Source organism: Puia sp. P3, from assembly GCF_050632245.1.
Classification (GTDB): domain Bacteria; phylum Bacteroidota; class Bacteroidia; order Chitinophagales; family Chitinophagaceae; genus Puia.
In genome coordinates, this window is record NZ_CP192583.1 from 4,650,824 (window position 1) to 4,673,333 (window position 22,510).

The window sequence follows — 22,510 nt, forward strand, 5'->3', positions numbered from 1 at the left end:
GCTAATCCTACCTAAATTTAAACATATTCCTTAATGCACAAACCGTACCGCACAAACATACACCATGGCTAAGAGTAAATCGCCAGTCCGGCTCACCCCACAGATTCTTCACGACCTGAAGCGCAATGGCTACCAGTACGTCCTCATCAAAGGCTATACCCCCGACCGCCGCTCCGACTATATTCAACTGACAAACTTCACCCTCGTACCGGTCCGCCAATTACCCGAAGGACCAGGCGAAAAAGAGATCTACGCCCCCATCGACAGCGAGATCATCGAAGAATGGGCCAACTCATCCGACCCCGCACTCACCGCCTGGATCGATCATTCTCCAACCAAATCATGATTTTTTTAAAATAAAACGATAAAAATTATTTGTTTTATTTAAATATACACCTAGCTTTACCGAAAAATCGTCCATGCGCAAATCCAACCGCGGAAGCCTTCTCATCGGCATCATCGCCACAGCGACCGTACTGCTCTCACTCCAGGCCATCGTCTACTATATAAGATGGTTCATACCCTTCCTCGGCAGCCATCATTCTTATATAGCCCCACCCGACAAGATCGCCGCTGTATGGTTCATCGTAAAGATCATCAGCAACGCCATCTTCCTTGCCGCCGGCGTCTTCCTCTTCAGACTGTTCTGGCGATTCCGCGCACTCGGCTACTTCACCAGGGACAGCCTTCATGTGCTCGACTTCTTCATCGGCTGCTGCATCACCCTCGCACTGCTCGGCCTCTTCGAGACCATCTGCGACAATTTCTCCGAACTGCATTCCGGCGAATGGTCCTCCGCCTGGGACATAATCAACCGCATATACCGCTTTGGGACACACGAACTCATCCTTCGCGAGCCACAGACGATGTTCGTCCTGCTCGCCGCCGTCCTCTGGGCCATCCGCCAATTCGTCACAGTAGCACTGACAGTAAAAAAAGAAAACGAATCATTCATATAACCATGCCAATAGTCGTCAATCTCGATGTAATGATGGCCCGGCGAAAAATGTCCCTCAACGAGCTCGCCCGCCTCGTCGGCGTCACCAACGTCAACCTTTCGATTCTAAAAACTGGAAAAGCAAAAGGCGTCCGCTTCGACACCCTCGACGCCATCTGCAAGGCACTGGATTGCCAGCCCGGCGACATACTCGAATATACAAAGGAGTGACCGGCGACCCTATTTGATCACAAACACCGCCGACGGAAATTGCTTATCATCATAAACTTCCTTCAACCTCACCACCGACTCCACACGATCAAACACCATCACCCGCGGATCCCCCACACGATACCCCGGCCAGGCCATCAACCCTCTCCCATTCGGATCACCCGAGCGAATAAAATTCACCCACGCCCCATGCAACCCATTCGCCAACCTCACCTGCACCGAATCCATACTGTTCATCCGCACCTTCGCCGCATCCCAGATATACCTCAACTCATCCCCATGCCGCGCCCCAAGCTCCTGTCCATTCTCAAAAGCATATCTATAAACATACACCGGCACACCCGCCCCGCTCAACGCCCCCGCCAGCCGGTATGAATGCAGCTGATACATGTACTGCGTCAGCGTCCGTACCATCGCCGCATAAGGACTATCCGTCCGCAGCCGCGCCCGATAATACGCATGGGCATACTCCGCATTATCCCTGAACAACGGCCCAAACACTTCCTCACCGGCATCCTTCCCCACAAACGCCGCCCCCCTCATCTTCATTCGTCCCGATGATAACCCGGATCCCCCCAACTTCGCCGAAGCCGAAGCCAAAGACGAAGCCGCATACGCATACCCATCCTCCGGTATCGTCACCCCATCATATACAGGCCCAAAAAGAATTCCCCCGATCCCGTCACACACCTTCCGCTGCGCCCGCATCAACTCCTCACCCGACAAATTCACCAGCTCCCGCGGATCGCTCACCCCCAGCTCTGCCATCAGCAACCCCCTCGCCCGCTTCGCCGTCCCGCTATCCCGGATACACTGCACCGCCCCACTCTCCAGTATCGCCTGCCGAAACAAACCCTTCGAGACCGGCGATACCATCACCGCACTCAGCAACTTCGCCCCCGCCGACTCACCCATCACCGTTACCCTCCCCGGATCTCCCCCAAACGCCGCAATATTGTCATGGACCCACCGCAGCGCCGCCACCACATCCAACAGTCCAAGATTTCCCGACTGACGATAACCCACATCATCCATATACAGGAACCCCAACGCCCCCAGTCTATAATTAATAGTCACCGTCACGATCCCATCCCCATCCGCAAACGCATGCCCGTTCATTCCCTTCCCACTCCCATTGGTCATACTCCCCCCATGTACCCACACCACCACCGGCCGAGCACGCCCCGACAAACCCGGCGTATATAAATTCAGATAAAGACAGTCCTCCGACCCCGACACACCCGCACTACCACCAGGCTGCAAAGCCACCGACCCAAACCCCACCGCCGCCAGCGTATCCTTCCAGACAGCATGCGCGACCGGCGGCTTCCACCGCACACACACTCACCGGCGGCTGCGCATAAGGGATCCCCCTGAACACATCCACCCCATCCTCCTTCACCCCACGAACCCAACCCGCACGCGTCTTCACCACCGGCGGAACCCGCTGCGCCGCGGCGGCAAACACCATCAAAAAACATAAGGAAAAAATGACCGGCTTTATTTGATATACTCGCATCCCGGAAGTTACCACTTTTGCACAATTTTATTTATTGGTCTTCTTCGCCCTATACAGGAAACTACCTATCTTCATCCCGCTAACTGATAGTTTCACACTCCTAACAAAAACGCTATGTCAGAACCAAAATTCGCGACACGGGCAGTCTATTGGCTGTTCCTGCTCCCACTGCTTACGCTACAGACAGCTTTCGCTTTCACCCCAAACAATCATCTAAACAAAAATCATTTCTCCCCCTTCCAGACCGGCATCAGAATCGCCGGTAAGGTAACCCAGTCCGGCGGAGCACCCCTCGCAGGAGCCACCGTCGCCGTCAAGAACGGCCGCCAGTCCGCCACCACCGGCAAAGACGGCGACTTCACCATCACTGTCCCCGACGCCAACGCCATCCTCGTCATCTCCTATGTCGGCTTCACCACCAGTGAGATCACCGTCGGAGACAAGACCCGGTTAGACCTGATCCTCCAGTCCAACGCCGCCGAACTAACGAATGTCGTAGTCATGGGATACGGCACCCAGACTAAACGCGACGTCACCGGCGCCGTAAAATCCCTCAAGACCGAGGACTTCAACCGGGGCGTCGTCACCTCCCCGAACAACTCATCCGAGGGCAAGGCCGCCGGCGTCAACGTCACTTCCTTCAGCGGCGAACCCGGCGCTCCCATGAGCATCTCCATCCGCGGCCCCGGCGGCATCCGCACCGGCAACACCCCACTGTTCGTCGTCGACGGACTCCCGCTCGATAACTCCACCACCGGCGGCGCATCCGACCCCCTCAGCTTTATCAACGCCGCCGACATCGTTTCCATGGACGTACTCAAGGACGCCTCCGCCACCGCCATCTACGGCTCCCGCGGCGCCAACGGCGTGATCATCATCACGACAAAAAAAGGGCGCGCCGGTACCTCCCTCCTTACCCTCTCCGCCAGCCTCGGCACATCGAAAATGGCCCGCGCACTCCCCGTCTATAAGGCCGACGAATTCAGAAAGATCGTCCCCGAGATCGGCGGTACTCTCGACGACAAAGGCGGCAACACCGACTGGCAGAAACTCATCACGAGGAACGCCCTCACCCAGAACTACAACATGGGCCTCAGCGGCGGCTCCGACAAACTCACCTACTACGCCTCCTTCAGCGCCCAAAAACAAGAGGGCATCATCAAAAACAACACGCTCGACAGATACACGGGCCGGTTCAACGCCACACAAAAATTCCTCGATGACCGCGTCACCATCGACGCCGTCCTCAACTACTCCGCCACCAACAACGTCCGCCCACCCTTCGGTATCGGCGAAGCCTGACCAACAACCCTACCTACCCGGCCTACGACGCCAGTGGCAATCCGGCCGTATACAACAACATCAGCAACCCATTGATCTATTTCAAACTGGACAAGGACGTCGCTACCATCAACCGCCTCATCGGCAGCATCTCCCCATCCGTAAAGATCGTAAAGGGCCTGATCTACAAGGTCAATTTCGGCATCGACTATTCCACCGGCACCCGCAATCTCCAAAGCCTCGCCAGCGCCACACCCGCCCGGCTCGGAAGCACTGGAGACGATCTATAATACCAACAGGAATACGCTCATCGAAAACTACCTCACCTGGACATTCACCAAAGGAGAACACAACCTCTCGGTCCTCGGCGGCTATTCCTACCAGAAATTCTTCATCCAGACAAGGGACTACCTGACCCAGAACTATCCCGTAGGCAATATCCAGCCGATCTACGACCCCAGCACCGGACAGCCGGCCCTGTCCACCAACAACACCGACAAAGGCACCGCCGTCATCAACGAACAGCAGTCCTTCTTCGGCAGGATCACCTACCAGTACGCCAATAAATACCTGGCGACCGCCAACTTCAGGGCCGACGGCTCCACCAAATTCGGCAGCAACAACAGATACGGCTACTTCCCGTCCTTCTCGCTCGGATGGATCATCAGCGAAGAGGACTTTATAAAGAACGGCTCCTCCCCGATCAGCAATCTAAAGTTAAGAGCCGGCTGGGGCCGGACGGGCAACCAGGAGATCCCCGCCAAAAAACACAGCCCCTGTTCACCGCTTCCGGCGGCACCTATCCGCTCTATGAATCCGGCACCTACCCCACCGGCTACACCTACGTCAGACCCGCCAACCCCGACCTGCAATGGGAGGTATCCAACCAGACCGACATCGGCCTCGAGTTCGGCCTCTTCGGCGGAGCCCTCACAGGAACCGTCGACTATTTCCGGAAAACCTCCAACCACATCCTGCTGAAGGGCTTTCCCGCCGACCCCGTCCAGCCCGCACAGGAGTACTGGTCCAACATCAAGAACATGACGGTCGACAACAACGGCCTCGAAGCCGAGCTCAACTTTTCGAAAAAGATCGGCAAAGACATGAACTTCTCCATCGGCGGCAATATCACCAGCATCCACAACGAGGTGAAGAACTCCCCGTACACCGTCATTACCACAGGCTCCGCACAAGGCTCCGGACTGACATCCGCCACCATCAATGGCTACGTCAACGGCAACCCCATCGGCTCCTTCTACCTGCTCAAATACATCGGCATCGGCGACAACGGCCTGAGCAAATACGAAGACCGCGACCACGACAATATCATTTCCGACAAGGACAGACAGGTCCTCGGAACCGCCCTTCCCAACCTGCTCTACGGCGTATACGGCAATTTTGGCTTCAAAGGCTTCAGCCTCCGGGCCAACTTCAACGGCATCTCCGGCAACAAGCTCTATGACAACACAGCCAATACCAACTTCTACAAGGCAAGACTGGCAAAAAGCGTCAATACCAGCTCCGCCGCAGCCGCCGAACCAAAAGAAAGCATCAACAACGCCGCCCCCGTCAGCAGCCGCTACGCTCAAGAGCGGCGCCTACTTCCGCCTGAACAATCTTTCCCTGGCCTACGAATTCGACACCAAAAAATGGAACATCGACAAATGGGCAAAGGCCATTCGCATCTCCGTCACCGGTCAGAACCTGTTCGTCATTACCAAATACGACGGCTATGACCCCGAGGTCAACACCGACAGAAGTGACGACGGCGTCTCCTCCTATGGCATCGACTACAACAGCTACCCGAAGGCAAGAACCATTCTTGTCGGCATCAATGTTTCACTCTAAAACGCTCAGAAAATGACAAACAAATCCATAAGATATTTGATTTGCCTCATAGGAATCAGCCTGTTCAGCTGTACTAAGCTAAATGAGCAGGTCCTCGACGAATCTTCCGTCACGGGGCTCAACGACAAACAGCTCGGCGAAGGCCTCCTGGCCCCCACCTACAACGTACTGCCCGATATATTCCTGCACACCCGCTACTTCACCCTGCAGGAGATCTCCACCGACGAAGCCATCCTTCCCTACCGGGGCGGCACCGACTGGGGCGACAACGGCATCTACCTTTCCATGCACCGCCACGAGACGGTCAGCACCGACCCCAACGTACAGGCCACCTGGACCGCCATCGTCACCGGCCTCTCCCGCTCCGTCACCGCCATCATGGCGCTGAAGACCAACAAAGACGCCAACGCCCCCTCTTCCTCGCCGAAGCAAGAGGCATGCGCGCCTACTACTCCCTCCTGACCCTCGACCTCTTCGGAATAGTATTCATAAAAGAAGACCCCAATTCCACCTCGAAGATCGTACGGGGCGACGAGGCGGTCAGGTACATCGAATCCGAACTGCTGGCCGTCGAGCCGACCCCGGTCAACACCACCGGACCTGGACGCATCACAAAGGCCGCCGTCTGGGGCCTGCTCGCCCGACTCTACCTCAACGCGGCGGTCTACCGAGACCGTTATGCCGCGTCCTTCAACTTCAACGCCGACGACATGAACAAGGTCATCGACTACTGCGGCAGGATCATCGGCGCCGGCCAGTACGCCCTCGCCAGCGAATACTTCTCCATCTTCGGCAACAACAACCACACCAACAAAGAGCTCGTCTTCGCCGTCGACCAGCGCCCCGACATGAGCAACAGCCACAACCGCATGGCCTATTTCTCCCTGTCCGGCGACCAGTTCCCCCTACCCGCCTTCCCCACCGCCAACGGTACCGACGGCCCCGCCATCACCCCGGACTTCTATCACACTGGGTCGACGCCAACGCCCCCGCCGATCCCGCAGCAGCCGACCCCGCTTCTATAAAGAGAACCTTCCACAGGCAGACGGCTGCGTCGACGCCGCCACCTTCAACATCAACCGCGGCATCCTCAGAGGACAGCAATACGGCCTGACAAAAGACGCCAGCGGCGCCTTCGTTACCTGCCCCGACGGCAAACTAAAAGTCAGCATGCTCTTCAACGCCACCCGCAGCAAACCCACCCTGCCCGTCAACTTCACCGAACAGGTGGATTTCACCACGGCAGGCAGCAACTACAGCACCGGCTACAGAGTCGAGAAATACGAGTTCAGCAAAAGCTCCAACTCGGGCAGAAATAAAGGCGAGGCCGACATCGTCATCCTCCGCCTCGCCGACGCATATCTGATGCGGGCCGAAGCCAAACTGCGCGGACCCAAAGACGCCGCCGGCGCCCTCGCGGACGTCAACATCGTCAGAGCCGCCCGCACCGCCACCACCCCCGCAGCGCCGCTGACCACCATGAACCTCGACCTCCTCTTCAGAGAGCGCGGATTCGAGTTCTACTGGGAAATGGTCCGCCGCTCGGACATGGTCCGCTTCGGCAAATACGAAGGCACATGGACGGAAAAATCCAGCACCGACACGAAAAAAGGATCTTCCCCATCCCCCAGACCGCCATCGACGCCGCATCCAATATACCCGGCTATCTCAAACAGAACGACGGCTACTGATCGTCACACCATAGTACTCCCAACACAAAACTGCGCCGCATGGCGCAGCTTTCTTTCCCCCTCCCCGCACGCACCACCCCCTCCCCCACAAAAAATTCTAAAATTGTACAAATGACATTTAAAAATTGTACTATTGTAGTAAAGCATTGCGTATGAAAAAACTCCTGCTACTCCTCTCAGGACTCCTCCCTGCGGCGATAGCCAAGTCACAATCGGCTGACTATCAAATCCGTCCCGTCAACTTTACCCAGGTACAGCTCACCGATTCCTTCTGGAATCCCCGCATCGAACGCAATCGCACCGTCACCATCCCCGCATCCTTCCAGCGCTGCGAGAACACCGGAAGGGTTCGGAACTTCGTGATGGCCGCACAGAAAAAGGGAAAATTCGGCACAAAATTCCCATTCGACGATACAGACATCTACAAAACCCTCGAAGGCGCCTCCTACTCGCTCGCCGTACACCCCGACCCGGAACTTAGCAGATATGTCGACGCCCTCATCGACACGGTCGCGGCAGCGCAGGAGCCCGACGGATACCTATATACCGCGAGAACGATCGACTCCCTGCACCCCCACGAATGGTCCGGCAACGACAGATGGGTAAAGGAACACGAACTCAGCCACGAACTCTACAACAGCGGCCATCTGTTCGAAGCCGCCGCCGCCCACTACCTCGCCACCGGTCGTCGCAACCTGCTGGACATCGCACTGAAGAACGCCGACCTCCTCGTACGCACATTCGGCCCCGGAAAAGAGAAGTAGCACCCGGCCACGAGATCGTGGAAATGGGCCCGGTGAAACTCTACCGCATCACCGGCAAGACCGACTACCTCCAACTCGCGAAATTCTTCGTCGAAGCCCGCGGTAAACGCACCTACGACAAGAACTCCACCGACGAGTGGAAGAACGGAAAATACTGGCAGGACGACACCCCGTCGTCGACCAGAACGACGTCGAAGGACACGCCGTGCGCGCCATGTATCTCTATTCCGGCGTCACCGACATAGCAGCCCTCACCGGCGACCGGCAATATACCGCCGCAGTCGACCGCCTCTGGGATAATATGGTGGCCAAAAAGATCTACGTCCAGGGAGGCATCGGCTCAGTGCCCGCCGGCGAACGCTTCGGCGAAGACACGAACTGCCCAACGCAACCGCCTACAATGAGACCTGCGCCGCCATCGGGGACGTCTACTGGAACCAGCGCATGTTCCTCCTCCACGGCGAGTCCAAATACATCGACCTGATGGAAAAAGTCCTCTACAACGGAATGCTGTCAGGCGTCGGACTCGACGGAAAATCCTTCTTCTACACGAACGCCATGCAGGTCACCGATAACTTTACCCACGACGCCCTCGAGCGCCACCGCTCCGGCTGGTTCGAATGCTCCTGCTGTCCCACGAATATCCTGCGCCTGCTGCCCTCCCTGCCGGGCTACGTCTACGCACAAAAAGACCCGAGGACCTCTATATCAACCTCTTCGTCAGCAGCAGAGGCCACCATGAAAATGGCCGCCGGCCCCATCGAGATCGTACAGGAGAACAACTACCCCTGGGACGGACACCTGCGCTTCACGCTGGACCCGGCCTTGGCACAGTCCCTCACAGTTCGCATCAGGATCCCCGGCTGGGCCCGCGACCAGGCCATACCCTCCCCGCTGTATTCATTCACCGCTATATCAGGCCACACACCCCGATCGCTATCAACGGCCAACCCACGCCATATAAAATAGAGAATGGCTACGCGGTCATCCGGCGCACATGGAAAAAGGCGACAAGATCGAAATGACGCTGGACATGCCCGTGCGCGGAGTCCAGGCCAGCAGCCGCCTCCAGGAAGACTCCGGCAAGGTCGCCATCCAGCGCGGCCCGCTGATGTACTGTCTCGAATGGAAAGACAATAGCAAAAAACCCAGCGATATCGCACTCCCCGCCAACTCAAATCTGCAGCCCAGAAACGCGCAACGACGAACTCGGCAGGATCACCGTCCTGAAAACCGCAGATATCACAACTGATCCCCTACTACGCATGGGCCAACCGCGGCGACGGCGAAATGGAAGTCTGGGTAAAAAAACAACCGGCAGTCCAATCCACCAAACCCCCAACCCAACACCCCTCAAAACAACGCCATTCCGGACCCACAGCCATCAGCCCCGACCTCTTCGGAATCTTCTTTGAAGACATCAGCTACGCCGCCGACGGCGGCCTCTACGGCGAACTCGTCCAGAACAGAAGCTTCGAATACGGCCCCGCCGACAGAAAGGACTGGACACCCTTCACCGCATGGCAATACCAGACCGAAGGCTTCGGCTACGGCAACCTCACCGTCGAAACCGCCGAACCGATCAACAAAAACAACCCCCACTATGTAGTACTCACCATCGAAGACCCAGGCCAGCAAGGCATCGGCCTCTCCAACGGAGGATACGACGCCATGGCATTCCAACAAGGCGAAGGCTACAACTTCTCCGCATGGATAAGACAGCTGTCCGGCGAAGCGGTCCCCCTCGAGATCCAGCTGCGCGGCAAAAAGGCGCACCTCCTCGGCAAAGCCGAACTCCAGTACCACAATCCCGCGGCTGGCAGGAATACCGCCATACAACCATCCGCGCCACCGCCCGGGAAGACAGCGGCTACCTCGTGATCCTCCGCCAAAACAAAGGGCCGGCTGGCGCTAGACCAGATCTCCCTCTTCCCCGAACAGACCTTTCAAACACCGCCCCAACGGAATGCGCGACGACCTCGCACAGGCCATCGCCGGCCTGCACCCGAAATTCATGCGATTCCCCGGAGGATGCCTCGTCCACGGCGACGGGCTCGGAAATATCTACCGCTGGAAGAACACCATCGGCCCGGCCGAACAACGGATCGAACAAAAAAATATCTGGAACTACCACCAATCCACCGGACTCGGATTCTTCGAATATTTTCAGTTCTGCGAGGACATCGGCGCCACACCAGTTCCGATCGTTGCAGCCGGAGTCAGCTGCCAGAACTCCGGCGGCACCGGCGTATCGGCAGCACAGGACAAAAGGACTTCCCATGGACGAAATGCAGTCCTGGATCGAGGACGTGCTCGACCTGATAGGAATACGCCAACGGCCCCGAATCCTCCACATGGGGCGCGAAACGCGCCGCCGCCAGCCACCCCGCACCCTTCCATCTAAAATACATCGGCATAGGCAACGAAGACCGGCAGACGGAGGACTTTCGCCAGCGTTTCAAAATGATCTACGCGGCCGTCCACGCCAGCCACCCCGAAATCACCGTCATCGGCACCGTCGGCCCCTCTCCGGCTGGCGAAGACTACGACCTCGGCTGGAAATTTGCCGACAGCCTCTCCCGTTCCCATGGTCGACGAACACTACTACGAAAAACCCGAATGGTTCCTTTCCCACGGACAGCGCTACGACAAATACGACAGAGCCAGATCGAAAGTATACGTAGGCGAATACGCCTCCTGGGGAAATACGCTGTACAACGCCACTGGCCGAAGGCGCATACATGACCTCCCTCGAACGCAACGGCGACGTCGTCCGCATGGCCTCCTACGCCCCCCTCCTCGCCAACACACGCCATACCTCCTGGAACCCTAACCTCATCTATTTTTCAAACACCGCCGTCCTCAGAACCGCCAACTATTATGTACAACAGCTATTCGCGGCCAACGCAGGCGACATCTTCTACCCCGGCGTCATCTACCATCCCACCCGGCGACACCGCCGTCGCCACCAGACTGCGCTAAAGGACAGCCGCACCGGCGACCTTATCCTCAAGATCATCCATACCGGCCCCGGAACACTACAGGCAAACATAAACCTGACCACAACCGGACAACCCCAATTCCCGGCAAAAGGCACAAAAACCCCTTCTCACCGGCTCCCCCGAATCCAAAAACACCGAAGCCGCCCCACAAACGATCGTCCCCACGGAAACCACCATACCCATCAGCAAGAAGTTCAGCCTCGGCCTGCCACCCTATTCCATGCAGGTCATCCGCATCGGAAAAGGCAAATAACAGACATGGAGAAAAGACAACTCATATCGGAACTGCAACGACAGATCGCCCTCTGCGACGACATGGCAGCATATCGGCAACTATACGATATGCTGCACAAAAAGCTGTTCTATTTCTCATATTCCATCATCAAATCCAGAGAGACCGCCGAAGAGATCGTTTCCGACGTCTTTATCCGCCTATGGCGCATCCGCGACCAACTGCTGACCATCGACAACCTCACCGTATTCCTCTATACCATCGCAAAAAACCTCTCCATCAACCATATTACCCGCAACTATAAATATCCAAATATCAGCCTCGACACCATCGAGGTCAACAATATCTCCTCTTTCGGCAACGGCGAGGAACTCTTCATTTCCGCCAAGAAATGACCAGACGCGTCCAACAGGCCATCGACGGCCTGCCCTCCCAGTGCAAACTGATCTTCCAGCTCGTCCGCGAACACGACCTCAAATACAAGGAAGTGGCGAGACATCCTCAACATCTCGGTCCTCACCGTCCGCAACCAACTCGTCATCGCCGCCAAAAAGATCGCCTCCGCCGCCCAACTCGACATCCCCACCCCCCGACCAAAACCAAAATCCACCTGACTCCACTACACCCCCCACCACCCACGCCCCCCATAAAATTTTTTCCCACCACCGGTACATCCCCCATTTTCCGTGTCCTATTTACAATGGACCACGAAAAAATATGGCACCTGCTCATCGGCAAACTCTCGGGCGAAGCCACCGCCGAGGAACTCGCGCAACTCGACCAGCTGCTCCAACAGCACCCGCACATCGCCGCGCAGGCCGCATCCGTCGAAGCCCTCTGGAAAGCAAAAGGCTCCGCCGGCCAGGAGAGCACTGACCTGCTCTTCAACAAACACCTCCAGCGCCTCAGCGATGACACCGTCCAAAATACCCCATTCTACCACCGGCCGGAAAAAAACGCCGCCCGGCCATTATAAAAGGACTGCTCGCCGCAACCGCAACAGCCGCCTGTCTCACATTTTTCTTCATAAAAACCAGTCCCGTCGCCCCCGCGACAGGCAACTTCGTCTCCACCCGCAACGGCTCCAAATCAAAACTCCAGCTCCCCGACGGCACCCAGGTCTGGCTCAACTCCGGCAGCAATATCTCCTACGACAACGATTTCAACGGAACCTCCCGCCAGGTGCGACTCACCGGTGAAGCCTTCTTCGACGTGGTCAAAGACAACGCCCGACCCTTCATCATCCACACCGCTACCGTGGACGTCACCGTACTCGGCACGGCCTTCAACGTCCGCTCCTACCCCGAAGAGAAAGTCACGGAGACTTCCCTCATCCGGGGCGCGGTCGAAGTCACACTAAAAACCAACGCCGGAAAAAAAGTCCTGCTAAAACCCAACGAGAAACTGATCGTCAGCAACGACAGCGCAACCATCAAACACGACAGCGCAAAAGACACGCGTAAAAGACCCGCCACAATGACCCTGACACAGGTCCACCACCTCGACCGGGACAGCGTCGCTGCCGAGGTCCTGTGGACAAAGAACAAACTCGTCTTCGACGGCGAGACCCTCGGCCAGGTCGCCCGGCGACTCGAACGCTGGTACGGCGTAACCGTCACCATCCAGGGCGACGAACTGAAAAATATAGAATTCACCGGAGTGTTCGACGACGACAATCTGACGGAAGTACTCTATGCCCTGCAACTATCGGGCAACTTCAAATATGAGATAAAAAAGAACGAGGTCATCATAATTCCCTAACGATTGGGCCCTATTGCCATCAACCAAAAACTGCTGCATATGAAATCAACTACTTAAAAAAAACAACGGAGAATGCTGCAAACATTCTCCGTATTCGTCAACGACAGTAAACAGCCGTGCGAGGCTATTCACCTAACATTTAACTCTTGCAAAAGTATGAAAAAAACAAGACATGGCTCGTCGTGCCCGGCAGCCAGGTTAACGCTCAAATATTTCCTGATGACGAAGCTTGCCATTATTCTTATCGTCTGCTTTACCCTCCCCGCCGCCGCCAGCAGCTATGGCCAGGGACAAATAAGCCTGAGACTCGATAATGTGACAATAAAAGACGTGCTCAGGGCCATCGAAGACCAGGGATCGTTCAGATTCGTATACAAGACCAGCGTCCTGTCCAAAGGCCAGCAGCGAACATCCGTCACAGTCGACCACGCTCCCCTGACCGAAGTCCTCGCGTTGATCCTGAAGAATAGCCCGCTCACCTGGCGAAAGATCAACGACCGGCTCTACGTCATCATGGACTCCGTTGCAACCCAAAAACAAGCCATTCCCCCCATCACGGGCAAAATAACGGACGGCAACGGCAACGCCCTTTCCGGCGTCACCATCCGAGGAAAAAGGCTCCGGCAACGCCACCAGCTCGAGAGACGACGGCAGCTTCACGCTGACCACCACAAAAGAGGACCCCATACTCGAATTCAGTCTCATCGGCTACGCACCCCAGGAACTCCGCGTCAACGGCAACAGGACAGTCTCCGTCTCCATGCAACTCCTCAATAAGGAGCTGCAGCAAATCGTCGTCATCGGCTATGGCACCCAGCGCAAAGGCGACCTCACCAGCGCCATCGCCACCGTAAAAGCCGAAAACTTCATAAAAGGCTCCGTCACCGACGCCGGCCAGCTGATCCAGGGCAAAGTCGCAGGACTGACCGTCATCTCCCCCAACGGCGACCCCACCGGCAACACCCAGATCCTCCTGCGCGGACAGACTACCCTGATGGGCGCCAACCAGAACCCGCTCGTCCTCATCGACGGGATCCCCGGTGACCTGCGCACCGTAGCGCCCCGAGGACATCGAGTCCATGGACGTCCTCAAAGACGGGTCCGCCGCCGCCATCTACGGCACACGCGGTACCAACGGCGTGATCCTCATCACCACCCGGCGCGCCAGCGGCAACGACCGCAGCGACGTCGAATACAACGGATACGCCAGCACACAGACCCTCGCCCGCAAACTCAATCTTTCCACCGCGGCAGACTTCCGCGACCAGATCAGAGCCGGTCTCCGCAAGACCGAAATGGCGGACAACGGCGCCAGCACCGACTGGGTAAAAGCCATCACCCGCACACCCGTCATCCAGTCCCATAACCTGACCTTCCGCGGCGGTACCTCCACCACCAACTACCTCATCAACGGCAACTACAACAACTCTCCGGGTATCTTCAAAAAATCCTTCAACCAGATCTTCAGCGGCCACGCGGACTTCAACCACAATATGTTCAACAACAAGCTCCGCATCAACCTCAACCTCTTCAGCTCGTCCCGGAAATGGAATGGCTTCAACTCCAATATCTACCGCCAGGCCACCATGCAGAACCCCACCTCGCCGCTGAAGAACGCAGACGGCACCTGGTTCCAGGAGCTCACGAAATTCGACTACGAGAGTCCCGTGTCCGACCTGATGGAGAGCGACGGCCAATACAACGAAACAAACGCCCGCTACAAGGCGGCCGTCGTCTTCACCCCCATTTCGGGACTCAGGCTTTCCAGCATATTTTCCTACGGCAAAAAAATGAGCGACTCCGGATACATGGAGACCAAACAACACGTGTCCACCCTCCGCGACGGAAAGAATGGATACGCCAGGGTCGGCAGCAGCGAGTCCATCGACCGCCTCGTCGAACTCACCGCCGAATACTCCCGCAATTTCGACCGGCACCACCTCGTACTGCTCGGCGGATACAGCTACCGAGGAGAACACCTACTCCAGCAACTATATGGAGAACTGGGACTTTCCCACGGATCGATTCGGCTTCAACGATATCGGCCTCGGCCGCGCCATCAGCAGCGGCAACTACCAGGGCCTCATCAACAGCTACCGCAGCGAGACCAACCTCGTTGGCTTCTTCCGGACGGCTCACCTACAACTACGACGAACGCTATCTGCTGATGGCCAGCGTCCGAAGGGAAGAAGCCAGCCAGCTATGGGGTACGAAGAACCCCTGGGGCACCTTCCCGCCGCATCCGCCGGATGGAGGATCTCCAGAGAATCGTTCATGAGCAAACAGCACCTGTTCGACGACCTCAAACTCCGCGCCGGCTACGGCATCACCGGCTCGCAGCCCTCCGACCTCTTCCGCGGCGTCGGCGTCATCGGCTACGGCGGATTCGTCAACTCCAACGGACAGTGGATACAGACACTCATACCCACCCAGAACGCCAACCCCAACCTGAAATGGGAGGAAAAACGCGAGACCAATATCGGCCTCGACTTCAGCATTCTGAAGAACCGCATCAGCGGCAGCATCGACTACTACAACCGCCAGATCCACAACCTGCTGTTCTGGTACGACGTTCCGAGTCCCCCCAATCTCTACAACCAGACCCTCGCCAACGTAGGCGTCCTGGAAAATAAAGGAGTCGAGGTCTCGGTCAATTTCGTACCCGTAAAAACAAAAGACTTCGAATGGAACTCCGGCGTCAACTATTCCACCAATTCGAACCAGCTGAAAAGCCTGTCGAATGATATATACAAGACTTCCACCGACTACCTGCAGGTGGGCGCCATCTTCCCGCCCATCCAGACCTTCTCGCACCTGCTGAAGGTCGGAGGCCCCGTCGGTAATTTCTATGGCTTCAAGGTCGTGGACATCGGCAACGACCCCTCGGACGTAGCCAACTACGGCCAATGGGTATACGAAGGCGCCGACGGCAAACCCGTCAAATATTCCAGCTTCACCCATTCCTTCGGCGACAAGCGCGTGCTCGGCAATGGCCTCCCCAAATTCTACCTCGGATGGAACAACAATTTCCGGTACAGGAACTGGGACCTCGGCATCACCCAGCGCGGAGCCTTCAAATTCCAGGTGGCCAACCTCCAGCGAATGATGCTCGAGAACCCCACCCAGGCGCAGTACAATCTACTGAAGAACGCATACGACAAAGTCTTCGGCAAGACCCAGCTGAAATCACCCGTGGAATTCAACAGCTACTACATCGAGAACGGCGACTACTGGAAGATCGACAACATCACGCTGGGATACAATTTCACACACACGGGCATGCGCTATATCCAGTCGGCAAGACTCTACGCGGCCGTCCTGAACGCGCTGATCATCACGGGCTATAAAGGAATCGACCCCGAAGTGAGCCTGCGCAACGGCATCTCGACGGCGCAGTCCGGGGTTAACCAGACGCCAACATCCGGCCTCGACCCCGGCATGGACAGCCCCTATAAATACCCCACTACCCGCACATTCACGATCGGCCTGAATGTGACCTTCTAAAACTTCCAAAAAGTCTTTATGAACACAACGAAAATCAACAAAAATATATACTGGGCCCTGCTCATAGCAGTCGTCGCAATAGGACCGGCCTGTACCCGCCTAAAGAACAATTCCTACAACCAGATCATCGGCAGCACCTTCGTCCCCGCCCCCTCCGACCTGTCGGCACTCTCGGGAGCGGCCTATGTGGACTGGCGCGGCTTACTCCTCCAGTGGAATACCCTCTACCGGGCCCGAGGAAGTATCCGGCGACGAAATGCTCACCCCAGCCCGCCCCAACGGCTGGGTCGACGGCGGCGTCTACCGCAGGATCCACGAACACAAATGGACAACCGACGACGATATCGTGATCAACGTCTGGACCCGCGCCTATCAGGGCATCACCAACTGCAATCGGATCATCTACCAGGTACGCTCCGGAGCGATCCCCGTAGCCGCAAAGACACCGGCTCACTCGTCGCCGAGATCAGGCTCCTGCGCGCCTCTTACTACTGGGTGCTCTGCGACATGTACGGCAACGTGCCCATCGTCGACCGCTTCGACGTTCCGGACGGCTTCCTTCCCAAACAAAGCGCGAGAAAGGACGTATACAATTTCATCGTGAACGAACTGCTGACCAATATCCCCCTCGTAAGCGCCGACAACAACACCGCCACCTACGGCAAGTTCAACAAATGGGCCGGCCTCGCCCTGCTGGCCAAAATGTACCTGAATGCGGAAGTCTACTCCGGCACCCCCGCCTACGACAAATGCATCGCCGTATGCGACACCATCATCAACGGCAACAAGTTCGTCCTCGAGTCGAACCAGAAAAGCGTATTCGTCACCGAGAACGAGAACTCAAAGGAGATCATCTTCGCCCTGCCCTTCGACTCCAAATACGTGAACGACTGGAACTCCTTCGACGTACACATGCAGACCCTCGAACCGGAGAACCAGGCCACCTACAAACTGCAGTCCTCCCCTGGGGCGGCGTCTGCGCGATACCCCAGTTCATCAACACCTATGACACCGACGACAGCAGATACCAGGACAACTATATCAAGGGTCAGCAGTACACGGCTGAAGGCGACTCCATCTACGGCACCATGGGCGACTTCACCGGCAAGCCCCTGTCCTACAGGAACTACCTCCCCGGCGTCGACATATCGGACGAGGTCGACGGCTTCCGCCTCGGCAAATTCGAGATCGCCATGGGCGCCACCAACCGGCTGAGCAACGACTGGCCCCTCTTCCGCTACGCCGACATACTCCTGATGAAAGCAGAATCCCTGCTCCGCACAGGCCACGCCGACGACGCTGCCGTCATCGTAACACAGGTCCGCCAGCGCGACTTCAAGACCAACCCGGCAAAAGCCACCGTCACCGGCGCACAACTCCTCGGCGGCAGCAGCTACGACTACGGCCTGAGAAACCACCTCACCACCACGACAGAGGGCGGCGGCGACGTACAATACGGCAGAATGCTGGACGAACTGGGCTGGGAATTTTGCCAGGAAGCCCGCCGGCGTACTGACATGGTCCGTTTTGGCGTATTCACCAAAAATCCTGGCTCTCCCACTCCCCCAACGGCGACTACCGGGCCCTATATCCCATACCCCGCACCGAGATCGCCAAAAACGCGAACCTCACCCAAAACCCCGGCTACCCCAACTAATTCCATCCACCAAAAAACTACCATCTAACCCCACCCCCAAAAAAAGGCCCGGTCGACAGACCGGGCCTCCTCTCATTACTTCACAATCTTATTCCCCAACGGCTTCCTATACCTCCTGATATACTCCGACGGCGTCATCCCAAAAAGCTTGCTGAACTGCTCCCTGAAATACTTCAAATCATTAAACCCCGTGGCATAAGTCACCTCCACCACCGTATTCCCCGTATTGATCAGCAGCTCCGCCGCCTTCCTCAGCCTCAGATACCGAATAAAAACGTTTACCGTCAACCCCGAGATCGCCTTGATCCGCTTGTACAAAGTCGGATGACTCATCCCTATTTCCTGACAGAACAGCTGCACGCTGAACTCCGGATTATCCATATACTGATCCACGATCCGGATACACCGCTCCAGAAATTCCTTATGATCGGCCTCGATACTCGAAGTCGGCTTCAGCGTGATCGTATTGAAAAAATACTGCTGCAGCCTGTTCCGGGACCTTAAGATATTCTGAACCCGCGCCACGATCAGGTCCTTGCTGAAAGGCTTGCTCACATAGTCCTCCGCCCCGCACTCCAGCCCCACCAGCCTCGACTGCTCGGACGCGCTCCCCGTCAACAAAATTATCGGAATATGCGCAAGATGCGCATTCTCCTTCAGCCTCCTGCAAAGCCCGATGCCATCCATCTTACCCATCACGACATCACTGACCACGATATCCGGCAGCAACTTGCCGATCAGCTCAAAAGCCGACGCCCCATCCTCCGTTTCGTAGATATTGAACTGCTCCATAAAGATCTCCTTCACATAACCCCTCATCTCCGCATCGTCATCCACAACCACCATCGTCGGCAATCCCGAAATGATCTTATCGATCACCCTTGACTTATTGTCCCCAACCCGCTCCTCCTCACCCGGCCCCTCCTCCACCAGCTCGTGGATAATACTCGGACGATCGCTGCCCCCGCATTCCTTCGGGCTCAGTTGATTCTTCGGCAGCACCAGCGTAAAAATACTCCCCAGCCCCTCCGTACTCACATAGCTCAACTCCCCGCCATGCGCCACCGCAAGCCTCCGCGAGACGTAAAGCCCGATCCCGAATCCGGTCTGCGATGCCTTCTCCGTATTGTCCGCCTGATAGAACGCATCGAACAGCCGGCTGCTGATATCGCCGGCAATGCCACAACCCGTATCCCGCACCACTATCCGCACCTGCCCTCCCTCATCCGCCAGCGACAGTCCGACCCTTCCGCCCGAAGGCGTATACTTCAGCGCATTCGACAGCAGATTGAACAAAATGATCTCGATCTTTTCCTTATCCCCGCAATACCCCACTTCCCCCAGCGGCTTCTCAAAAGAAAAAGCAACATTCTTCGACGCCGCCCGCTGTACAAAACTCAAAAACACCTCGTTACACGCCTCGTTCATGTCGAAACCGGACACACTCAGCTGCTGCTCGACGGACTCCACCTTGCGGAACAGCAACAGCTGATCCACCAGACTCAGCAGCCGCCGGGCATTTCGGTGAACGGTTGACAATTTCTTCTGTATAGGGCCGTCGCTCGTCTCCGCCATGATATCCTTCAGCGGACTCACGATCAGCGTCAGCGGCGTCCTGAACTCATGCGATATATCCGTGAAGAACGAGATCTTCCGCTCCGTCAGCTCCTTTTCCTTTTCCTTCTCGATCACAGCCAGCCTGACCTCATACCGCAACCGCTCCTGACGCTTGTAATAATAAAGGAAAGCATAGAACACACCGATGGCGCCGGCAGCATACAACAAATACGCCCACCAGGTCCGGTACCAGGGCGGCAGCACGCACACGGACAACAGCCGCGCCTCCCCGTTCCAAACCCCATCCGCATTCAGCACCCGGACAAAGAATTCATAGCAGCCCTCGTGCAAATGGCTGTAATTGGCCGTTCGTAAAGCGCTCGCAGCGCTCCAGTCCTTGTCCCAGCCCTTCAGAAAATAGGCATAGTTGAGATTGTCCGCATTCGAATACTGCAGCGCGGTAAAGTCGAACGAAAGTATCGCCTTGTCAAAGGCCACCGTTATACCGGTAACGATATCCTTGTTGCGGCTGCTGACAAATTCCGAATCGGCCTCGACCAGCGAGTTATCGACCTTGATACCGGTAAGGAACAGCCGCGGAACCACACTCCTGTCGTAAACACTATCCGGCCAAAAACTATTAAAGCCCTTGATCCCCCCAAACAAAAATTCCCCGTTCCTCGCCACCATCGCCGCGTTAAAACTGAACTGGTTGCTCTGCAGACCGTCCGCCTGCGTAAAATTCCGGCACGTCTTCGTCACCGGATTATAACGGCACAGACCATAATAGGTACTCAGCCAAAGGTTACCCCTCCCGTCTTCCAGAATTCGCAATATCCCATTGTTGGGTAACCCATCCTTGGTCGTTATTTGTCGAAAAACCCCCTTTTCCCGGTCCAGCAACAACAGTCCCCCTCCCTCCGTACCCACCCATAGGCTATGATGGCTATCCTCGTGAATACTCCGCACCGGATAGCCGACAAAAATTCGTTCATGCTTCTTCTTCTGCGGATCGATCCTTACCAGGGAATTATAATTCCCTCCCCATAAATTACCACTCCTGTCTTCCGCCAGCACCTGCATATCGATCAGCGCGGTATCGAATAGCTCAAACCGGTCAGCCGGCCTGTTGTACAGATAAAGATGGCCCCTGTTGCTCGACGACGCCCACAGCCTTCGCTTGCAGTCCTCATAGACCTGCCAGACATTCCGCTCATCGGTCTTTAGAAATGGATTATAACAGCTGTAGTGGCTGAACATCCCGGTAGCCTTATTCAACTTATCGATCCCGCCAAACCACGCCGAGATCCAGATATCGTTCTTGAAGTCCCGGGTGATATAGGTCACGAAATTGCTGCTGATCGAGCCGGGAGCCTCCGAATGTTCATACTTCTTAAAAACGTTTTTCTGCCTGTCCCAGTACCGCAAACCCGCCCCATCGGTACCGATCCACAAATTCGACCGGTCGTCCTCGCAGAAGGAAAGGATAAAATCATTCACGTCCTCCGTCCTGCCCTTATGATACGAGATCGTCCGGAACAGGCTGGAATTCTTTTCCAGAATATTCACCCCACCCCGCAGCGTCCCCACCCACTGCCGCCCCTCCGGATCGATAAAATCATTATAGACCGCATTGCTGTTGAGCACCGGCCCCGTCGAAGACAGCGCCACGCACTTGCCGCCACCCGGCGGCAAATGCCACAACCCGTTGCCGTCCGTAGCTACCCATAACCCGCCCTCCGGGTCCTCCGCAATATCCCGGATGATCATTTCAGGGACCGGATCGAACCGCTTAAATACCGCGCCTTTCACCTGGAACACCCCCGACTCATTCCCCACAAACACCTCCCCGTCGGACCGCGCAAACACGACACTGCACTGCGCCAGCCCCGTAGCTACCCGCGCCAACCGCCCCGTTTCGACCTCATACCGGAACAGGCCCACATCCGTTACAAAGATCCACGCCACACGCCGCACCGAATCATAGTCCATCGCCGGAACATTATACGCCGCATCCTTCTCTCCCGGGATCACGACGGGCCTTCCCACCGCCCTGCTGCCGGAATACACGACCAGCCCGCTATGGGCAGTACCAACCAGCAGCGCCCCGCCGGTATTCCTCATGCACAATACAGCGTCGGTGAGTGGCAGGACCTTCGAAGCCCCAACCCTGGCAAACCGCGGAGTAAAAAAGTAGACCTGCACGGGTCATAGACACTCGCACCCTTTCCCCCGCCCACCCAGATCTTATTCTCGTTGTCCGAGTTGATGCAAAAAATATGATTGTCTAAAAGAGAGTGGAATCACCGATCTTATTACGGAAAACACGGAAGGAATACCCGTCGTACCGGTTCAGCCCGTCATAGGTCCCGAACCACATATACCCATTGTGGTCCCTGTAGATGCAGGTCACCGCATTATTCGAAAGACCCTGGTCGATACCAAGATATCGCACAGACAAAGTATCGCAGGCAAAACAATCTCCCACCCACAGCAGGAAACAGAAGATAATGGCAAATCTCATGC

General features: G+C 56.6%; 24 protein-coding genes and 6 pseudogenes. 26 read left to right on the top strand and 4 right to left on the bottom strand.

The features are described 5' to 3' along the window. Window positions 1-64: 64 nt before the first annotated feature. From ACQ86N_RS28980 to ACQ86N_RS28990, 3 genes are all read left to right on the top strand, one after another. Window positions 65-346 carry a hypothetical protein gene (locus ACQ86N_RS28980; protein ID WP_431210083.1) on the top strand — a complete coding sequence of 94 codons (282 nt, stop codon included), beginning with the start codon at window positions 65-67 and terminating at the stop codon, window positions 344-346. Between the two features lie 73 nt (window positions 347-419). After that, window positions 420-959, top strand: a complete 540-nt coding sequence (locus ACQ86N_RS28985; RefSeq protein ID WP_431210084.1) for a hypothetical protein — start codon at window positions 420-422, stop codon at window positions 957-959. Between the two features lie 2 nt (window positions 960-961). Next, window positions 962-1,168, top strand: a complete 207-nt coding sequence (locus ACQ86N_RS28990; RefSeq protein ID WP_431210085.1) for a helix-turn-helix domain-containing protein — start codon at window positions 962-964, stop codon at window positions 1,166-1,168. Window positions 1,169-1,177: 9 nt separating this feature from the next. On the opposite strand, the gene ACQ86N_RS28995 is transcribed toward ACQ86N_RS28990, so the two are convergent. Continuing rightward, window positions 1,178-2,506, bottom strand: a complete 1,329-nt coding sequence (locus tag ACQ86N_RS28995) for a carboxylesterase/lipase family protein (RefSeq protein WP_431210086.1) — start codon at window positions 2,504-2,506, stop codon at window positions 1,178-1,180. After that, the gene (locus tag ACQ86N_RS29000) at window positions 2,415-2,687 is read right to left on the bottom strand and encodes a hypothetical protein (RefSeq protein WP_431210087.1); all 273 of its coding nucleotides are present in this window, start codon (window positions 2,685-2,687) and stop codon (window positions 2,415-2,417) included. Before ACQ86N_RS29000 ends, ACQ86N_RS28995 begins: the two co-directional genes overlap by 92 nt. Before the next feature lie 114 nt (window positions 2,688-2,801). Here ACQ86N_RS29000 and ACQ86N_RS29005 point away from each other — a divergent pair, with 114 nt between their 5' ends. From ACQ86N_RS29005 to ACQ86N_RS29115, 23 genes and pseudogenes are all read left to right on the top strand, one after another. Beyond that, on the top strand, window positions 2,802-3,989 hold the full coding sequence (locus ACQ86N_RS29005) for a TonB-dependent receptor plug domain-containing protein (protein ID WP_431210088.1): 1,188 nt from the start codon (window positions 2,802-2,804) through the stop codon (window positions 3,987-3,989). A gap of 71 nt (window positions 3,990-4,060) precedes the next feature. Beyond that, the gene (locus ACQ86N_RS29010; RefSeq protein ID WP_431210089.1) at window positions 4,061-4,258 is read left to right on the top strand and encodes a hypothetical protein; all 198 of its coding nucleotides are present in this window, start codon (window positions 4,061-4,063) and stop codon (window positions 4,256-4,258) included. Window positions 4,259-4,624: 366 nt separating this feature from the next. Beyond that, window positions 4,625-5,704: a TonB-dependent receptor domain-containing protein gene (locus ACQ86N_RS29015; RefSeq protein ID WP_431210090.1), complete on the top strand. Its 1,080-nt coding sequence runs from the start codon at window positions 4,625-4,627 to the stop codon at window positions 5,702-5,704. A gap of 148 nt (window positions 5,705-5,852) precedes the next feature. Further along, a complete protein-coding gene (locus tag ACQ86N_RS29020) occupies window positions 5,853-6,278 on the top strand; it encodes a hypothetical protein (protein ID WP_431210091.1) in 426 nt (141 codons plus the stop codon). Then, entirely contained in the window at window positions 6,254-6,841 is a 588-nt protein-coding gene (locus ACQ86N_RS29025; RefSeq protein ID WP_431210092.1) for a hypothetical protein, read from the top strand. The genes ACQ86N_RS29020 and ACQ86N_RS29025 overlap by 25 nt, the downstream gene beginning before the upstream one ends. A 145-nt stretch (window positions 6,842-6,986) precedes the next feature. Then, complete coding sequence (locus ACQ86N_RS29030; protein ID WP_431210093.1) at window positions 6,987-7,622, top strand: RagB/SusD family nutrient uptake outer membrane protein; 636 nt, start codon at window positions 6,987-6,989, stop codon at window positions 7,620-7,622. A 37-nt stretch (window positions 7,623-7,659) separates the two neighbouring features. Next, a pseudogene (locus ACQ86N_RS29035) lies at window positions 7,660-8,516 on the top strand (beta-L-arabinofuranosidase domain-containing protein). After that, window positions 8,486-8,880: pseudogene (locus ACQ86N_RS29040) on the top strand (beta-L-arabinofuranosidase domain-containing protein); the annotation flags it as partial. The pseudogenes ACQ86N_RS29035 and ACQ86N_RS29040, both read left to right, overlap by 31 nt. A gap of 135 nt (window positions 8,881-9,015) precedes the next feature. Continuing rightward, window positions 9,016-9,240 (top strand): hypothetical protein, encoded by a 225-nt coding sequence (locus ACQ86N_RS29045; protein ID WP_431217645.1) that lies wholly within the window; start codon window positions 9,016-9,018, stop codon window positions 9,238-9,240. Between the two features lie 28 nt (window positions 9,241-9,268). Continuing rightward, entirely contained in the window at window positions 9,269-9,523 is a 255-nt protein-coding gene (locus tag ACQ86N_RS29050) for a hypothetical protein (RefSeq protein WP_431210094.1), read from the top strand. A 38-nt stretch (window positions 9,524-9,561) separates the two neighbouring features. Then, window positions 9,562-10,152, top strand: coding sequence for a hypothetical protein (locus tag ACQ86N_RS29055; RefSeq protein ID WP_431210095.1), 591 nt, complete (start codon window positions 9,562-9,564; stop codon window positions 10,150-10,152). Between the two features lie 133 nt (window positions 10,153-10,285). Continuing rightward, window positions 10,286-10,675, top strand: coding sequence for a hypothetical protein (locus tag ACQ86N_RS29060; protein ID WP_431217646.1), 390 nt, complete (start codon window positions 10,286-10,288; stop codon window positions 10,673-10,675). Next, window positions 10,657-10,788: pseudogene (locus ACQ86N_RS29065) on the top strand (hypothetical protein); the annotation flags it as partial. The gene ACQ86N_RS29060 and the pseudogene ACQ86N_RS29065, both read left to right, overlap by 19 nt. Window positions 10,789-10,858: 70 nt before the next feature. Beyond that, a complete protein-coding gene (locus ACQ86N_RS29070) occupies window positions 10,859-11,104 on the top strand; it encodes a hypothetical protein (protein WP_431210096.1) in 246 nt (81 codons plus the stop codon). Further along, complete coding sequence (locus ACQ86N_RS29075) at window positions 11,013-11,900, top strand: alpha-L-arabinofuranosidase C-terminal domain-containing protein (RefSeq protein WP_431210097.1); 888 nt, start codon at window positions 11,013-11,015, stop codon at window positions 11,898-11,900. The genes ACQ86N_RS29070 and ACQ86N_RS29075 overlap by 92 nt, the downstream gene beginning before the upstream one ends. Further along, window positions 11,897-12,481 carry a hypothetical protein gene (locus tag ACQ86N_RS29080; RefSeq protein WP_431210098.1) on the top strand — a complete coding sequence of 195 codons (585 nt, stop codon included), beginning with the start codon at window positions 11,897-11,899 and terminating at the stop codon, window positions 12,479-12,481. Before ACQ86N_RS29075 ends, ACQ86N_RS29080 begins: the two co-directional genes overlap by 4 nt. 50 nt (window positions 12,482-12,531) lie before the next feature. Continuing rightward, window positions 12,532-13,266 (top strand): FecR family protein, encoded by a 735-nt coding sequence (locus ACQ86N_RS29085; RefSeq protein WP_431217647.1) that lies wholly within the window; start codon window positions 12,532-12,534, stop codon window positions 13,264-13,266. A gap of 219 nt (window positions 13,267-13,485) precedes the next feature. After that, window positions 13,486-14,043, top strand: a complete 558-nt coding sequence (locus tag ACQ86N_RS29090) for an STN domain-containing protein (protein WP_431210099.1) — start codon at window positions 13,486-13,488, stop codon at window positions 14,041-14,043. Continuing rightward, a pseudogene (locus ACQ86N_RS29095) lies at window positions 14,027-14,245 on the top strand (hypothetical protein); the annotation flags it as partial. The gene ACQ86N_RS29090 and the pseudogene ACQ86N_RS29095, both read left to right, overlap by 17 nt. 100 nt (window positions 14,246-14,345) lie before the next feature. After that, window positions 14,346-14,414, top strand: a pseudogene (locus ACQ86N_RS29100) (hypothetical protein); the annotation flags it as partial. An 847-nt stretch (window positions 14,415-15,261) separates the two neighbouring features. Then, on the top strand, window positions 15,262-16,770 hold the full coding sequence (locus ACQ86N_RS29105; RefSeq protein WP_431210100.1) for a TonB-dependent receptor domain-containing protein: 1,509 nt from the start codon (window positions 15,262-15,264) through the stop codon (window positions 16,768-16,770). A gap of 324 nt (window positions 16,771-17,094) precedes the next feature. After that, a pseudogene (locus ACQ86N_RS29110) lies at window positions 17,095-17,550 on the top strand (RagB/SusD family nutrient uptake outer membrane protein); the annotation flags it as partial. Next, entirely contained in the window at window positions 17,532-18,455 is a 924-nt protein-coding gene (locus tag ACQ86N_RS29115; protein WP_431210101.1) for a RagB/SusD family nutrient uptake outer membrane protein, read from the top strand. The pseudogene ACQ86N_RS29110 and the gene ACQ86N_RS29115, both read left to right, overlap by 19 nt. Before the next feature lie 47 nt (window positions 18,456-18,502). On the opposite strand, the gene ACQ86N_RS29120 is transcribed toward ACQ86N_RS29115, so the two are convergent. Both ACQ86N_RS29120 and ACQ86N_RS29125 read right to left on the bottom strand, forming a co-directional pair. Further along, on the bottom strand, window positions 18,503-22,189 hold the full coding sequence (locus ACQ86N_RS29120; protein WP_431210102.1) for an ATP-binding protein: 3,687 nt from the start codon (window positions 22,187-22,189) through the stop codon (window positions 18,503-18,505). An 82-nt stretch (window positions 22,190-22,271) separates the two neighbouring features. After that, entirely contained in the window at window positions 22,272-22,508 is a 237-nt protein-coding gene (locus ACQ86N_RS29125; RefSeq protein WP_431210103.1) for a two-component regulator propeller domain-containing protein, read from the bottom strand. Between the last annotated feature and the right edge of the window lie 2 nt (window positions 22,509-22,510).

Coding starts and splice junctions, on each gene's coding strand:
- ACQ86N_RS28980 (WP_431210083.1), top strand. CDS start 65: ATGGCTAAGAGTAAATCGCCAGTCCGGCTCACCCCACAGATTCTTCAC.
- ACQ86N_RS28985 (WP_431210084.1), top strand. CDS start 420: ATGCGCAAATCCAACCGCGGAAGCCTTCTCATCGGCATCATCGCCACA.
- ACQ86N_RS28990 (WP_431210085.1), top strand. CDS start 962: ATGCCAATAGTCGTCAATCTCGATGTAATGATGGCCCGGCGAAAAATG.
- ACQ86N_RS29000 (WP_431210087.1), bottom strand. CDS start 2,687: ATGCGAGTATATCAAATAAAGCCGGTCATTTTTTCCTTATGTTTTTTG.
- ACQ86N_RS29005 (WP_431210088.1), top strand. CDS start 2,802: ATGTCAGAACCAAAATTCGCGACACGGGCAGTCTATTGGCTGTTCCTG.
- ACQ86N_RS29015 (WP_431210090.1), top strand. CDS start 4,625: ATGGATCATCAGCGAAGAGGACTTTATAAAGAACGGCTCCTCCCCGAT.
- ACQ86N_RS29025 (WP_431210092.1), top strand. CDS start 6,254: ATGCGCGCCTACTACTCCCTCCTGACCCTCGACCTCTTCGGAATAGTA.
- ACQ86N_RS29030 (WP_431210093.1), top strand. CDS start 6,987: ATGCTCTTCAACGCCACCCGCAGCAAACCCACCCTGCCCGTCAACTTC.
- ACQ86N_RS29045 (WP_431217645.1), top strand. CDS start 9,016: ATGGCCGCCGGCCCCATCGAGATCGTACAGGAGAACAACTACCCCTGG.
- ACQ86N_RS29050 (WP_431210094.1), top strand. CDS start 9,269: ATGGAAAAAGGCGACAAGATCGAAATGACGCTGGACATGCCCGTGCGC.
- ACQ86N_RS29055 (WP_431210095.1), top strand. CDS start 9,562: ATGGAAGTCTGGGTAAAAAAACAACCGGCAGTCCAATCCACCAAACCC.
- ACQ86N_RS29060 (WP_431217646.1), top strand. CDS start 10,286: ATGCGATTCCCCGGAGGATGCCTCGTCCACGGCGACGGGCTCGGAAAT.
- ACQ86N_RS29070 (WP_431210096.1), top strand. CDS start 10,859: ATGGTCGACGAACACTACTACGAAAAACCCGAATGGTTCCTTTCCCAC.
- ACQ86N_RS29075 (WP_431210097.1), top strand. CDS start 11,013: ATGACCTCCCTCGAACGCAACGGCGACGTCGTCCGCATGGCCTCCTAC.
- ACQ86N_RS29080 (WP_431210098.1), top strand. CDS start 11,897: ATGACCAGACGCGTCCAACAGGCCATCGACGGCCTGCCCTCCCAGTGC.
- ACQ86N_RS29090 (WP_431210099.1), top strand. CDS start 13,486: ATGACGAAGCTTGCCATTATTCTTATCGTCTGCTTTACCCTCCCCGCC.
- ACQ86N_RS29105 (WP_431210100.1), top strand. CDS start 15,262: ATGGAGAACTGGGACTTTCCCACGGATCGATTCGGCTTCAACGATATC.
- ACQ86N_RS29115 (WP_431210101.1), top strand. CDS start 17,532: ATGCGACACCATCATCAACGGCAACAAGTTCGTCCTCGAGTCGAACCA.
- ACQ86N_RS29125 (WP_431210103.1), bottom strand. CDS start 22,508: ATGAGATTTGCCATTATCTTCTGTTTCCTGCTGTGGGTGGGAGATTGT.